At 71.4% G+C, this 13,871-nt stretch carries 10 protein-coding genes; 7 read left to right on the forward strand and 3 right to left on the reverse strand.

Annotation, left to right across the window (positions count from 1 at the left end; translation table 11 throughout):
• The first annotated feature begins 123 nt into the window (after window positions 1-123).
• A complete protein-coding gene (gene mutM / locus OHB56_RS29950; RefSeq protein ID WP_406356637.1) occupies window positions 124-984 on the forward strand; it encodes a bifunctional DNA-formamidopyrimidine glycosylase/DNA-(apurinic or apyrimidinic site) lyase in 861 nt (286 codons plus the stop codon).
• Here the strand turns inward: mutM and OHB56_RS29955 are convergent.
• Window positions 957-1,367 (reverse strand): helix-turn-helix domain-containing protein, encoded by a 411-nt coding sequence (locus OHB56_RS29955; RefSeq protein ID WP_055627985.1) that lies wholly within the window; start codon window positions 1,365-1,367, stop codon window positions 957-959. The two genes, mutM and OHB56_RS29955, sit on opposite strands and share 28 nt — an antisense overlap.
• A 181-nt stretch (window positions 1,368-1,548) precedes the next feature.
• On the reverse strand, window positions 1,549-2,874 hold the full coding sequence (locus OHB56_RS29960; protein WP_406356639.1) for a CAP domain-containing protein: 1,326 nt from the start codon (window positions 2,872-2,874) through the stop codon (window positions 1,549-1,551).
• 164 nt (window positions 2,875-3,038) lie between these two features.
• Between OHB56_RS29960 and OHB56_RS29965 the strand changes: the two genes are divergently transcribed.
• The 5 genes from OHB56_RS29965 to ftsY all read left to right on the forward strand — a co-directional run bounded on the left by OHB56_RS29965 (window position 3,039) and on the right by ftsY (window position 11,020).
• Window positions 3,039-3,320 (forward strand): acylphosphatase, encoded by a 282-nt coding sequence (locus OHB56_RS29965; RefSeq protein WP_326754931.1) that lies wholly within the window; start codon window positions 3,039-3,041, stop codon window positions 3,318-3,320.
• 380 nt (window positions 3,321-3,700) lie between these two features.
• A complete protein-coding gene (locus OHB56_RS29970; protein ID WP_004924871.1) occupies window positions 3,701-3,904 on the forward strand; it encodes a hypothetical protein in 204 nt (67 codons plus the stop codon).
• A 251-nt stretch (window positions 3,905-4,155) separates the two neighbouring features.
• Window positions 4,156-7,800, forward strand: coding sequence for a chromosome segregation protein SMC (gene smc, locus OHB56_RS29975; RefSeq protein WP_406356642.1), 3,645 nt, complete (start codon window positions 4,156-4,158; stop codon window positions 7,798-7,800).
• A 234-nt stretch (window positions 7,801-8,034) separates the two neighbouring features.
• Entirely contained in the window at window positions 8,035-9,453 is a 1,419-nt protein-coding gene (locus tag OHB56_RS29980; RefSeq protein WP_326754933.1) for a sugar porter family MFS transporter, read from the forward strand.
• Window positions 9,454-9,820: 367 nt separating this feature from the next.
• A complete protein-coding gene (gene ftsY, locus OHB56_RS29985) occupies window positions 9,821-11,020 on the forward strand; it encodes a signal recognition particle-docking protein FtsY (RefSeq protein ID WP_326754934.1) in 1,200 nt (399 codons plus the stop codon).
• A gap of 169 nt (window positions 11,021-11,189) precedes the next feature.
• Here ftsY and OHB56_RS29990 read toward each other — a convergent pair whose 3' ends face one another.
• Window positions 11,190-11,855: a bifunctional DNA primase/polymerase gene (locus OHB56_RS29990; protein WP_326754935.1), complete on the reverse strand. Its 666-nt coding sequence runs from the start codon at window positions 11,853-11,855 to the stop codon at window positions 11,190-11,192.
• 446 nt (window positions 11,856-12,301) lie between these two features.
• Here OHB56_RS29990 and OHB56_RS29995 point away from each other — a divergent pair, with 446 nt between their 5' ends.
• Window positions 12,302-13,795, forward strand: coding sequence for a hypothetical protein (locus tag OHB56_RS29995; RefSeq protein ID WP_326754936.1), 1,494 nt, complete (start codon window positions 12,302-12,304; stop codon window positions 13,793-13,795).
• Window positions 13,796-13,871: the final 76 nt, after the last annotated feature.

Below are 13,871 nucleotides of genomic sequence, written 5' to 3' on the forward strand. Positions count from 1 at the left end.
CGCGGCACCCGCGGTCTTCGGGGTGTTCGCGCCGCACGCGGACCGCGACCCGAGCTGCCGCCCCCTACCGGGGCGGGAGCTCGGGTCGCGGTCGTCAAGAGAGAGGTCCTCGGAGGGGGAACCATGCCCGAGCTGCCCGAGGTCGAGGTCGTACGACGCGGACTGGAGCGGTGGGTCGCCCACCGGACCGTCGCCGCGGCCGAGGTGCTGCACCCGCGCGCGGTCCGCCGCCACCTCGCCGGTGCCGACGACTTCGCACACCGCCTGAAGGGCCACCGCGTCGGTGTCCCCAGCCGCCGCGGCAAGTACCTGTGGCTGCCCCTGGAGGACTCGGACCAGTCGGTCCTGGCCCACCTCGGCATGAGCGGTCAGCTGCTGGTCCAGCCGCACGACGCGGCGGACGAGAAGCACCTGCGGGTGAGGGTCCGCTTCACCGACGACCTGGACACCGAGCTCCGCTTCGTCGACCAGCGCACCTTCGGCGGGCTCTCGCTGCACGACAACACCCCCGACGGGCTGCCCGACGTTATCGCGCACATCGCCCGCGACCCCCTCGACCCGCTCTTCGACGACGAGGCATTCCACCGGGCGCTGCGCCGCAAGCGGACCACGATCAAGCGGGCCCTGCTGGACCAGTCACTGGTCAGCGGAGTGGGCAACATCTATGCGGACGAGGCGCTGTGGCGGGCCCGCATCCACTACGAGCGCCCCACGGAGACCTTCACCCGCCCACGCTCCCAGCTCCTCCTGGACCACGTCCGGGACGTGATGAACGCAGCCCTCGCGGTGGGCGGCACCAGCTTCGACAGCCTGTACGTCAACGTCAACGGCGAATCGGGCTACTTCGACCGGTCCCTGGACGCCTACGGCCGGGAGGGCCTGCCCTGTCGCCGTTGCGGTACGCCGGTGCGCCGGCGGCCCTGGATGAACCGGTCCAGCTACTTCTGCCCGAGGTGTCAGAGGGCCCCGCGCGCCTCGTCGTAGCTCTCGCGGGCCCGGAGCACGTCGTCCATGCTGTTCTCCAGGAAACGGATGAGGGACAGCACGTGCCGCGCCACCTCATGGCCCAGCGGGGTGAGTTCGTAGTCCACCCGGGGAGGATTGGTCGGCTGCGCCTCGCGGTGCACCAGGCCGTCGCGCTCCAGCGCGTGCAGAGTCTGGGAGAGCATCTTCTCGCTCACGCCGTCGACCCGGCGGCGCAGCTCGTTGAAGCGCAGCGAACCCCCGCACAGCGCTCCGAGCGTCAGCGCGCCCCAGCGTCCCGTCACATGCTCCAGCGTGCCGCGCGACGGGCACACTCTGGCGAACGCGTCGTAGGGGAGCCGCTGCTCCGCCGGGTCCTCCGGGTGCGGCCGCGTGCTTGTCATGCCTTCAGCGTACTTCGGCCCAGCGCTTACCAAGGGAGCGCACTTACCGCACGACAGTGCCGGGAGGCCGGGTGGGAAGGGGACGGGAGGTGCGGGGGAAGCACGTACGGCGGCCCGGGACGTCCCGGGCCGCCGTACGTTTTCGTGCGCGTACTGCTGTGAACCTCTGGTACGGGAACCTCTAGTAGCCGAAGTTCTGGGTCCACCACGGGCCGCCGGAGCCGAAGTGCACGCCCACGCCCAGGGTCTTGAAGTCGCAGTTCAGGATGTTCGCCTTGTGGCCGGGGCTGTCCATCCAGGCCTCCATCACGGCTGCGGCGCTGGCCTGGCCGCGGGCGATGTTCTCCCCGCCCAGGTCGGATATCCCGGCCGCCGACGCCCGGTCCCACGGCGTGTCGCCGTCGGGGTCGGTGTGGTCGAAGAAGCCGCGGCCGGCCATGTCCTTGCTGAACTCCGTGGCCAGATCGGTCAGTGAGCTGTTCGCGGCCACCGGGCTGCAGCCCACCTTGGCCCGCTCCTGGTTGACCAGCTGCAGCACCTGGGCTCCGGCGGCGGCCTCCTCGGACACGGTCACCGGGCTGCTGGGCGCCTCCTTCTCCGGTTGCGGGGCGGGCTTGCGCTCCGGAGCCGTCGTCTTCTCCGACACCTCCTCGCTCGGTGTCGTCGACGGCTTCTCCTCCGCCGCTTCGGCCTCGGCCTCGGCGGGAGCCTTCTTCTCCGGCGTCTTCGTCGCCTTCCCGTCGGACGAGTCCGACGGCGAGGGCTTGGGCGAGGCGGCGCGGTCGGAGTCACGGCTCGCGGGGTTGCCGGCGTCGCGAATCGGGCTCTCGAGACTGCCCGAGGTGCCGCCCAGTTCGCCGGGCGTGTTGGTCGGAATGCCCGCGGCCTCGACACTGTCGCCGGGGGCGCGCTCGCCTCCCAGCTTGTAGTTCTCGAGACCGGGAACCGCGCCCGTGGCCACCGCGACCGTGCCGAGGGCCACCGCGGCGGACACCCCGAGCAGGCCGGTGCGGACCGGGGTCGCAGCCTTCTTCTTCCGGCGTCGTCCGCCCGAGTGCCGGTCGCTCTCGCCGGGTGTGAAGCCGTCGTCCGGGGAGCCGCCCTGCCGCGGGACGTCCCCGCGCCCGAAGCCGTCACTCGCGAACACGGCCGTGTCGGCGGCGGCCGTTTCTGCGGACCGGGGGCGGCTCGGGCCCGCGGCGGAGCCGTCGTCCTGGTGGCCGGTCTCATGGTGGGGGTTTCCGTAGAAGCCGCCCTGCGTGAAGTGCCCCGCGTAGCCGCCCCCGGGAGCGTCCTCCGTCGCGAAGAGGTAGGCCTCGCTCCGCGCGGACGTCTCGGCGTACGCCTCCGGGTTCAGATAGGGGGCGATACCCATGGTCGGAGCGTCTTCGGCGTGAGCGCCCAGCAGGCTGTGGCCTCCGTCGTACAGGTCGTCGTGCTGAGTGACCCCCGTGGCGGCGCGGCCCGTGGCGGCGCGGCCGGCGGCGGAGCGTCGGTGGCGTCCCATGTCCTGGCCTTCCTCGTCCTTGCGTCGGTCGACTCGTCCCCGCGTTCAACACGAAACTCACACCAACGAGTGAGTTTCATATGAGTTTCATTCGATCGGGACGGTACCGCATGCCGCCAGGGGAGGGAGTGCCCCGAGTGACATTGTCCGGTTAGGTTGCAGGCATGAGCGAGGATGTGCGACTGGTGGCCTGGGTGAGGGGACGCGTCCAAGGTGTGGGTTTCCGCTGGTTCACGCGGGCCAAGGCGCTGGAGATCGGCGGCCTGAGTGGCTTTGCTCTCAATTTGGCGGACGGACGCGTCCAAGTGGTCGCGGAAGGCTCCCGCGAGCGGTGCGACGGGCTGCTCGACTGGCTCCAGGACGGCGACACGCCCGGACGTGTGGACGGTGTCACCGAGATCTGGGACATGCCCCGAGGCGGATACGACGGCTTCGCCATCCGCTGAGCCCACCGTCCCCGGAGAGCCTCCGGAGGCGCCGGGCCGCCGCCGCGGCAGGCTCTGCGGAGCGGAAAAGTCCTGGTGATTGCCAAGGCCCGCGAGATCGTGGGAAGCTCCCCCGCACCGACGGCCGCCACGCCGAAAGTGCCCGCGGGAATTGCGGCGCAGCCGCCCGACGGCCGTGCGCGCCGGGTCATCGGCCGATACGGCGTGTGATCGTGTTGACCGTCAAACTTTTTGGTGAGACGCTGAAAGTCCCCGCGCACCTTAGCTGTTTGGCATGGCTGAACGGCAGTACAACTCCAGGTCTGCCAAGCATCGCGGGTGCTCATCCCTCACGACCCACACCGCACAGGTCGGTCACGCATTGTGGAGGACCATTCATCATGGCAAAGGCGCTTCTCGGTTACGTCGGCGGCTCCGACCCGCGACTCCTCGCCGAGATGCGACGGCTCCAGCAGCGCGTCCAGGACCTGGAATCCGAACTCGTACGGATCCAGGCGGAGAACGACGAGCTTGCGGCTGCCGCTTCTCACGACAGGATCATGGAGAGCGTTGACGCACACCAGGCGGAGCCTGCGCTGACCTGATCACTGCACCGCTCCACCACGGCGCAGCAGTGGTCGGTCCGCCCGTCATCACCGCCACGTTGTCAGAAGTGCAAGGGACGCCCCGGCGTCCCTTCTTTCCTGCCTTCGCACCCCCCGCGCCGCCCGGATCCCCCAATTCCTTGCCCCGCGCATCCTTTCACCGTCTTTAACGTCTGGTGTGCCCTGCGCGTTCACCCGTGAAACCGCCGGTGCATGGAGTGGGACATCCCGGGCGGGTAAAGTCCGGCTGCGTGCATCTCAAGGCCCTGACCCTCCGTGGCTTCAAGTCGTTCGCCTCGGCGACCACGCTCCGGTTCGAACCGGGGATCACGTGCGTCGTCGGTCCGAACGGCTCGGGCAAGTCCAATGTCGTGGACGCGCTCAGCTGGGTCATGGGCGAACAGGGCGCCAAGTCGCTGCGCGGCGGCAAGATGGAGGACGTCATCTTCGCCGGCACCACGGGCCGCCCGCCGCTCGGCCGGGCCGAGGTGTCCCTGACCATCGACAACGCCGACGGGGCCCTGCCCATCGAGTACGCCGAGGTCACCATCACGCGGATCATGTTCCGCAACGGCGGCAGCGAGTACCAGATCAACGGCGACACCTGCCGCCTCCTGGACATCCAGGAACTGCTCTCCGACTCCGGCATCGGCCGTGAAATGCACGTCATCGTCGGCCAGGGCCAGCTGGACTCCGTCCTGCACGCCGATCCGATGGGCCGCCGCGCCTTCATCGAGGAGGCCGCGGGCGTCCTCAAGCACCGCAAGCGCAAGGAGAAGGCGCTGCGCAAGCTGGACGCGATGCGGGCCAACCTCGCACGCGTGCAGGACCTCACCGACGAACTGCGGCGCCAGCTCAAGCCCCTCGGCCGCCAGGCGGCGGTGGCCCGGAGGGCCGCCGTCATCCAGGCCGACCTGCGCGACGTCCGCCTGCGCCTGCTCGCCGACGACCTCGCGCGTCTGCGCGAGGCCCTCACGGCGGAGATCGCCGACGAGGCCGCCCTCAAGGAACGCAAGGACACCGCCGAGCAGGAACTGCGCAAGGCCCTCCAGCGCGAGGCGGTCCTCGAGGAGGAGGTCCGTCGCCTCGCCCCGCGCCTGCAGAACGCCCAGCAGACCTGGTACGAGCTGTCCCAGCTCGCCGAGCGGGTCCGCGGCACCATCTCGCTCGCCGACGCGCGCGTGAAGAGCGCCGGCTCCGCACCCCCCGAGGAGCGCCGCGGCCGCGACCCCGAGGACCTGGAGCGCGAGGCCGCCCGCGTCCGCGAACAGGAGGCCGAGCTGGAGGCCGCCCTCGAAGCCGCCGAACGCGCCTTGGAGGACACGGTCGCCCACCGCGCCGAGCTGGAACGCGAACTCGCCCAGGAGGAGCGGCGCTTGAAGGACGCCGCGCGTGCCCTCGCCGACCGGCGGGAGGAGCTCGCCCGCCTCACCGGCAAGGTCGGCGCCGCCCGCTCGCGCGCCGCGGCGGCCCAGGCCGAGATCGAGCGCCTGGCGGCCGCCCGTGACGAGGCCCGGGAACGGGCCGCCGCCGCCCAGGAGGAGTACGAGACCCTGCGGGCCGAGGTCGACGGCCTCGACGCCGACGACGCGGAACTCGCCGGACAGCACGACGGGGCCAGGCAGCGTCTCGCCCAGGCCGAGGCCGCCCTCACCGCCGCCCGAGAGGCGGCCACCGCCGCCGAGCGCGAGCGCGCGGCGACCCGGGCCCGCCACGAGGCCCTCGCCCTGGGCCTGCGCCGCAAGGACGGCACCGGCGCGCTGCTCGCGGCCCAGGACCGGCTCACCGGACTGCTCGGCCCCGCCGCCGAACTGCTCACCGTCGTCCCCGGCCACGAGACCGCCCTCGCCGCGGCCTTCGGGGCCGCCGCCGACGCCCTGGCCGTGACCGGCCCCTCCGCCGCCGCCGAGGCGATCCGCCTGCTGCGCAAACAGGACGCGGGCCGCGCCGCCCTGCTCCTGGCCGCCGCCCCGGACACGTCGCGTGCCGGAGCACACGACGGCCCGCACGAGCGGCGGGCCGACGGTGCGTACGGGGCGCACGAGCCGTCCGGAGGACACGAGCCGCTCACCGGCGTGCCCGACGGCCCGCGGTACGCCGCCGATCTGGTGCGCGGCCCCGTCGAGCTGCTTCCCGCCGTACGCCGGCTGCTGCGCGGGACCGTCGTCGTCGGCACCCTGGAGGACGCCGAGGAGCTGCTGTACGCGCGCCCCGAGCTGACCGCCGTGACCGCCGAAGGCGATCTGCTGGGCGCGCACTTCGCGCACGGCGGCTCGGCGGGCGCCCCGAGCCTGCTGGAGGTGCAGGCCTCCGTGGACGAGGCCGCCGCCGAGCTGGAGGAGCTTGCCGTGCGGTGCGAGGAGCTGACCCGGGCGCAGCACGCGGCGACCGAGGAGCGCGGCCGGTGCGCCGCCCTCGTCGAGGAACTGGGGGAGCGGCGCCGGGCGGCCGACCGGGAGAAGTCCTCCGTCGCCCAGCAGCTCGGCCGGCTCGCCGGGCAGGCCCGCGGGGCCGCCGGGGAGGCCGAGCGGTCCGCCGCCGCCGCGGCCCGGTCGCAGGAAGCCCTCGACAAGGCGCTCGGTGACGTGGAGGAACTCGCCGAACGGCTCGCCGTCGCCGAGGAGATGCCGTTCGACGAGGAGCCCGACACCTCCGTGCGCGACCGGCTCGCCGCGGACGGGGCCAACGCCCGGCAGACCGAGATGGAGGCCCGCCTCCAGGTGCGGACGCACGAGGAGCGCGTCAAAGGACTCACCGGGCGGGCCGACTCCCTGGAACGGGCCGCCCGCACGGAACGCGAGGCACGCGCGCGTGCCGAGCAGCGGCGCGCCCGCCTGCGGCACGAGGCGGCCGTCGCCGAGGCCGTCGCCGCCGGCGCCCGGCACCTGCTCGCGCACGTCGAGGTGTCCCTCGCGCGTGCCGAAGAGGAGCGCGCCGCCGCCGAGGCGGCGAAGGCCCACCGCGAGCAGGAACTCGCCCGCGCGCGGACCGAGGGACGCGATCTCAAGGCAGAACTCGACAAGTTGACGGATTCAGTTCACCGGGGCGAGGTACTCGGCGCCGAGAAACGGCTGCGGATGGAGCAGTTGGAGACCAAGGCGCTGGAGGAACTGGGTGTCGAACCGGGGGGACTGGTGGCGGAGTACGGCCCGCACCAGTTGGTGCCGCCCTCGCCCCCCGCCGAGGGAGAGCGGCTGCCGGACGATCCGGAGCACCCGCGCAACAGGCCCCGCCCCTTCGTGCGGACCGAGCAGGAGAAGCGCCTGAAGACGGCCGAGCGCGCGTACCAGCAGCTCGGCAAGGTGAACCCGCTCGCCCTGGAGGAGTTCGCCGCGCTGGAGGAACGCCACCAGTTCCTCGGCGAGCAGCTGGAGGACCTGAAGAAGACCCGCGCGGACCTGCTCCAGGTCGTCAAGGAGGTCGACGAGCGCGTCGAGCAGGTCTTCAGCGAGGCCTACTGGGACACGGCCAGGGAGTTCGAGGGAGTCTTCTCCCGGCTGTTCCCCGGCGGCGAGGGGCGGCTGGTGCTGACCGACCCCGACAACATGCTCACCACGGGCGTGGACGTCGAGGCGCGTCCGCCGGGTAAGAAGGTCAAGCGGCTGTCGCTGCTCTCGGGCGGCGAGCGGTCGCTGACCGCCGTGGCGCTGCTGGTGTCGATCTTCAAGGCGCGGCCGAGCCCGTTCTACGTCATGGACGAGGTCGAGGCCGCTCTCGACGACACCAACCTCCAGCGGCTCATCCGGATCATGCAGGAGCTGCAGGAGGCCTCGCAGCTGATCGTGATCACACACCAGAAGCGCACCATGGAGGTCGCCGACGCGCTCTACGGCGTCTCCATGCAGGGCGACGGTGTGTCCAAGGTCATCAGCCAGCGCCTCAGCCGGGCGACCTGACGAGTCATCCGGTCGCCTTCGGGTTCCTTGGCTTCACATGGTGAACTCAAGTCCATCTTCCCTGTCCCCGAATCCTGTGAAATCTGTGACCATTTCGCGATCCATCCCCTCTCTTGACTTCAGAACTTGAAGACATAGTCTCGACGTCGTCGTATTTACCTTCAGGCACCTTCAGGTGGACCTCGAAGGGCTGCCCCCACCCGGCGACGATGCCGGTGGCCCGAGGAGTTACACGTGACCAGCTCAGCGCAGGCACAGAAGTCAGGAGCCGGTACGGCTCACCCCGAGCATCTCGGGCACGTCGTCTTCATCGCGGCGTCGGCCGCCATGGGCGGTTTCCTCTTCGGCTACGACAGTTCCGTGATCAACGGCGCCGTCGAAGCCATCCGCGGCCGCTACGACATCGGTTCGGCCGCCCTCGCGCAGGTCATCGCGATCGCGCTGATCGGCTGTGCCATCGGCGCCGCCACCGCGGGCCGCGTGGCCGACCGCATCGGCCGCATCCGGTGCATGCGGATCGCCGCGGTCCTGTTCACCGTCAGCGCCATCGGCTCCGCCCTCCCCTTCTCCCTCTACGACCTCGCCTTCTGGCGGGTCGTCGGCGGCATAGCCATCGGCATGGCCTCCGTCATCGGCCCGGCCTACATCGCCGAGGTCGCCCCGCCCGCCTACCGCGGCCGGCTCGGCTCCTTCCAGCAGGCCGCGATCGTCATCGGCATCGCCGTGTCGCAGCTGGTCAACTGGGGCATCCTGAACGCCGCCGGCGGCGACCAGCGCGGCGAACTCCTGGGCCTGGAGGCCTGGCAGCTCATGCTCGGCATCATGGTCGTCCCGTCCGTGGTCTACGGACTGCTCTCCTTCGCCATCCCGGAGTCCCCGCGCTACCTGATCTCCGTCGGCAAGCGCGAGCAGGCCCGGAAGATCCTGGGCAAGGTCGAGGGACAGGACATCGACCTGGACGCCCGCGTCACCGAGATCGAGTCGGCCATGCACAGCGAGGAGAAGTCCCGCTTCAAGGACCTGCTCGGCGGCAGTTTCTTCTTCAAGCCGATCGTCTGGGTCGGTATCGGCCTCTCGGTCTTCCAGCAGTTCGTCGGCATCAACGTCGCGTTCTACTACTCCTCGACGCTGTGGCAGTCGGTGGGTGTCGACCCGACGGACTCGTTCTTCTACTCCTTCACCACGTCGATCATCAACATCGTCGGCACCGTCATCGCGATGATCTTCGTCGACCGCATCGGCCGCAGGCCGCTCGCGATCATCGGCTCCGTCGGCATGGTGATCGGCCTCGCACTGGAGGCCTGGGCGTTCTCCTTCGATCTCGTCGACGGCAAGCTCCCCGCCACCCAGGGCTGGGTCGCGCTGGTCGCCGCCCACATGTTCGTCCTCTTCTTCGCCCTGTCGTGGGGTGTGGTCGTCTGGGTCATGCTCGGCGAGATGTTCCCCAACCGGATCCGCGCCGCCGCCCTGGGCGTGGCCGCCGCCGCGCAGTGGATCGCCAACTGGGCCATCACCGCGAGCTTCCCCTCGCTGGCCGACTGGAACCTGTCGACGACCTACGTGATCTACACCGTGTTCGCCGCGCTCTCCATCCCGTTCGTCCTGAAGTTCGTCAAGGAGACGAAGGGCAAGGCCCTGGAGGAAATGGGCTGACCGCGGCCGCGAGGCCGATGCCGACGGGCCCCCTCGGGGCCGGCCCGTCCCATGAACCGAGGAGAAGGGTTCAAGTCCCCGCTGCCCCTATCCTCGTACCCCCGCCGCTTCGGCCCGGACCCTGTCCGGGCCGAAGCGGCGGTGTGCCGGCCGCCCCCCGGGGCAGGGAGCCGGGAGACTCAGTCCGCCTGCCGGGGCAGCACCTGCTCCGCGAATAGACGCAGGCTGCGCCACCCCTCGTCCACCGGCATCCCGCCGACCGGCGGAGCGTCCGATCACCGGACCGCCGGCGCCGGGCGGCACGGACCGTGTCGTGCGGGCCGCCATCGGCGCGACCGGGATGCCCATGGCTGATACTGGGGCTGTTATGGACATCCTCATCCTTGCTGTAGTCATCGCCGTGGTCGTGGTCGGCGCGCTCGGCGGGCTCATCGTCGGCAGCCGCCGCAAGAAGCAGCTGCCCCCGCCGCCGCCCGCCGCCCCCGACATCACCGCCCCCCCGGCCGAGCCGCACGTCGGCGACGAGGCCGAGACGCCGCGGGAGGAACCGCGGCGCACCGTAGAGGAGGTTGATCTTCCGGACGGCTCCACCCCGGTCGTCGTCGAGGAACCGCCCACCGAGGCGCCCGCGATCGAGATCCCGGAGCCCACCGCCGGCCGGCTCGTCCGGCTGCGCGCCCGTCTCTCCCGCTCGCAGAACGTGCTCGGCAAGGGCCTGCTCACGCTGCTGTCCCGCGAGCACCTCGACGAGGACACCTGGGAGGAGATCGAAGACACGTTGCTCATCTCCGACATCGGCGTGCAGCCCACCCAGGAGCTGGTCGAGCGGTTGCGCGAGCGCGTGAAGGTGCTCGGCACGCGCACCCCCGCGGAGCTGCGCGGACTGCTCCGCGAGGAGCTGGTCGCCCTGGTCGACCCCAGCATGGACCGCACCGTGAGCACCGAGAACGAGACCGGCGGTCCGGGCATCGTGATGGTCGTCGGGGTCAACGGCACCGGCAAGACCACCACCACCGGCAAGCTCGCCCGGGTGCTGGTCGCGGACGGCAACACCGTCGTTCTCGGCGCCGCGGACACCTTCCGCGCCGCCGCCGCCGACCAGCTCGAGACCTGGGGCGAGCGGGTCGGCGCCCACACCGTGCGCGGCCCCGAGGGCGGCGACCCGGCCTCCGTCGCGTTCGACGCGGTCAAGGAGGGCAAGGAGATGGCCGCGGACGTCGTGCTCATCGACACCGCCGGCCGACTGCACACCAAGACCGGCCTCATGGACGAGCTCGGCAAGGTCAAGCGGGTCGTGGAGAAGCACGCCCCGCTGGACGAGGTGCTGCTCGTGCTCGACGCCACCACCGGCCAGAACGGCCTGGTCCAGGCCCGGGTCTTCGCCGAGGTCGTCAACATCACCGGCATCGTGCTCACCAAGCTCGACGGCACGGCCAAGGGCGGCATCGTGGTCGCCGTCCAGCGCGAACTGGGCGTCCCGGTCAAGCTGATCGGTCTCGGCGAGGGCGCGGACGACCTGGCGCCGTTCGAGCCGGACGCGTTCGTGGACGCGCTCATCGGGGAGTGAGACCCCGGGGCGGCCGGCCGGACCGAACCGCCACGGACACGCGAAGAAGCGCCCGCTTCCGGAACCCGGAACGGGCGCTTCGCCGTTCACCACCCCCGAGCCCGGTCACCGCTGCCGGAACCGGTCGGCACGCCTGCACCGACACTGACGCCGGCATCGGCGCCGATGCTTATGTCTGCGACCGGTGCACCACATACGCCAGCGTGCCCAGCACCAGGCGGGCCTCCGGCGGCCGGGGCACCGCGTCGAGGGCGGGGGAGCGAAGCCAGCGCACCGGGCCGCGCCCGCCCCGGTCGGACGACGGAGCCGTGATGTGCGTGCCGGGGCCGAGGCCGTGCAGGTCGAGGGCGGCCGGGTCGTCCCAGCCCATGCGGTAGAGCAGCTCGGGCAGCACGGCGGCGGCCCCGGGGGCGACGAAGAACTGGGCACGGCCGTCAGGGGTGGCGGCGACGGGGCCGACGGGCAGGCCCATGCGCTCGAGCCGGGCCAGTGCGCGGCACCCGGCGGGCTCGGCCACCTCGATCACGTCGAACGCCCGCCCGACCGGAAGCATCATCGCGGCGCCCGGATACTCGGCCCAGATCTCCGACACGTCGTCCAGCGGGGCCCCGGCGGGGATCTCCGGCGCGAAGTCCAGCGGATGCGCACCCGGTGCCCGGCATCCCGCCCGGCCGCAGGAGCAGGTGCCGGCGGCGGCACGGGCGCCCGGCACCACATCCCAGCCCCACAGCCCGGTGTACTCCGCCACGGCGGTGCCCTCCGACCCGCGGCCCCGGCGGCGCGAGCCGGGCCGGATGTCACGGATGCCCCGGCTGATACCGATCGTGAAGCCCATGCCCCCTCCAACGGGTCCGGCGCACCCGCGGTTACGCAGCGAGCGTGACGCGTGACTCTCTGTTCTCGACTTCCCCGTGCGGCCCCGCTCAGTCGGCGCTTCGAAGCACCAGGGGCGGTGTGCGCGATGATGCGCGCCCCCGTGTGCGTCGTCGCACCCACTCCTGGCTGTCCTGTGTCAAGTGAAGCGTGAGACGGCCACGGGGAGTTCATCCGATGGGGTGGCGAATGGTGGCGATTACGGGTTCGCCATGGCTGGACGGGTGATCGTGGGACTACGTTGTGTGCACGGTTCCTCGGGGCACATGCGCGTACGGGTATGCCGGAGGCAACTCGCCTCTCCGTTCGAAGGGTGGGAACCGCCGGACGGCGGCTCCGACAACCGGCATTCTGATAGGGCTTGGCGCACTCAGCGGCAAGTGGTTTTCAGGGAATGGGGGCGTTCCAGTGAGCGGCAACGGCGGTGGCGGGACGAACGCTGCGAGTACGCATAAGCGTCCGAACGAGCTACTCGCCTCGTGGTTCGTCCGCAGCGGCTGGTCCAAGGGCGAGCTCGCCCGCCAGGTCAACCGCCGAGCCCGCCGACTGGGGGCCAGTCACATCTCCACCGACACCTCGCGTGTGCGCCGCTGGCTGGACGGCGAGAATCCGCGCGAGCCCATTCCCCGGATCCTCTCCGAGCTGTTCTCCGAGCGCTTCGGCGTCGTCGTCTCCGTCGAGGACCTGGGCCTGCGCACCACCCGGCCCTCGCCCTCCGCGACCGGCGTCGACCTGCCCTGGACGGGCCCGCAGACCGTGGCTTTGCTCAGCGAGTTCTCGCGCAGCGACCTGATGCTCGCGCGGCGCGGCTTCCTCGGGAGCTCGCTGGCCCTCTCCGCGGGCCCGTCCCTCATCGAGCCCATGCAGCGCTGGCTCGTCCCCTCCCCGTCCGCGGCGCAGTCCCGTCCGGAGCCCGAGCCGGCCTCCGTCGGCCGCGCGCGCGGCCGGTTGTCCCAGCCGGAGCTGGACCTGCTGGAGACCACCACCGTGATGTTCCGGCAGTGGGACGCCCAGTGCGGTGGCGGCCTGCGCCGCAAGGCGGTCGTCGGGCAGCTGCACGAGGTGACGGACCTGCTTCAGGACCCCCAGCCCGACCCGATCCGGCGGCGCCTGTTCAAGGTCGCCGCCGAACTCGCCGAGCTGGCCGGCTGGATGTCGTACGACGTCGGGCTGCAGCCCACCGCGCAGAAGTACCACGTCCTCGCCCTGCACGCGGCGAAGGAGGCCGGGGACCGGCCGCTCGGCTCGTACATCTTGTCGAATCTGAGCCGGCAGATGATCCACCTCGGCCGGCCCGAGGACGCCCTGGAGCTCATCCATCTCGCGCAGTACGGCAGCCGTGACTGCGCGAGCCCCCGCACCCAGTCGATGCTGTATGCGATGGAGGCCCGCGCCTACGCCAACATGGGCCAGCCCGGCCGGTGCAAGCGCGCGGTCAGGATGGCCGAGGACACCTTCGCCGAGGCCGACGAGTGGGACGAGCCGGACCCCGACTGGATCCGCTTCTTCTCCGAGGCCGAGCTGTACGGCGAGAACTCCCACTCCTTCCGCGACCTCGCCTACGTGGCAGGCCGCAGCCCCACCTACGCCTCGCTCGCCGAGCCGCTGATGCGGCGGGCCGTCGAACTGTTCGCAGCGGAGGCGGGACGGCACCAGCGGTCGTACGCCCTCAACCTGATCGGCATGGCCACCGTGCATCTGCTCCAGCGCGAACCCGAGCAGGGAGCGGTTCTCGCCACCGATGCCATCAAGGCGGCCAAGAAGGTCCGCTCCGAGCGCGTCAACACTCGTATCCGAAAGACGGTCGACACGGCCGTCCGCGACTTCGGCGACCGGGCCGAGGTCGTCGACCTCACCGAGCGGCTCGCCATCGAACTGCCGGAGACCGCCGAAGCGGTCTGACGCCCGGAAAGCCCCGGAAAGCCCACGGAAAGATCTCAGGAAAGACCCCGGGAAGAACCTCGGAGATTTTCAGGAA

The organism is Streptomyces sp. NBC_01635, from assembly GCF_045209715.1.
Lineage (GTDB): Bacteria > Actinomycetota > Actinomycetes > Streptomycetales > Streptomycetaceae > Streptomyces > Streptomyces hirsutus.

What these genes read in the sequence shown, in the direction of transcription:
- OHB56_RS29970 (WP_004924871.1), top strand. Translation starts at nt 3,701, where the DNA reads ATGGCAAAGGCGCTTCTCGGTTACGTCGGCGGCTCCGACCCGCGACTC.
- OHB56_RS29960 (WP_406356639.1), bottom strand. Translation starts at nt 2,874, where the DNA reads ATGGGACGCCACCGACGCTCCGCCGCCGGCCGCGCCGCCACGGGCCGC.
- OHB56_RS29965 (WP_326754931.1), top strand. Translation starts at nt 3,039, where the DNA reads ATGAGCGAGGATGTGCGACTGGTGGCCTGGGTGAGGGGACGCGTCCAA.
- OHB56_RS29955 (WP_055627985.1), bottom strand. Translation starts at nt 1,367, where the DNA reads ATGACAAGCACGCGGCCGCACCCGGAGGACCCGGCGGAGCAGCGGCTC.
- ftsY (WP_326754934.1), top strand. Translation starts at nt 9,821, where the DNA reads ATGGACATCCTCATCCTTGCTGTAGTCATCGCCGTGGTCGTGGTCGGC.
- mutM (WP_406356637.1), top strand. Translation starts at nt 124, where the DNA reads ATGCCCGAGCTGCCCGAGGTCGAGGTCGTACGACGCGGACTGGAGCGG.
- OHB56_RS29990 (WP_326754935.1), bottom strand. Translation starts at nt 11,855, where the DNA reads ATGGGCTTCACGATCGGTATCAGCCGGGGCATCCGTGACATCCGGCCC.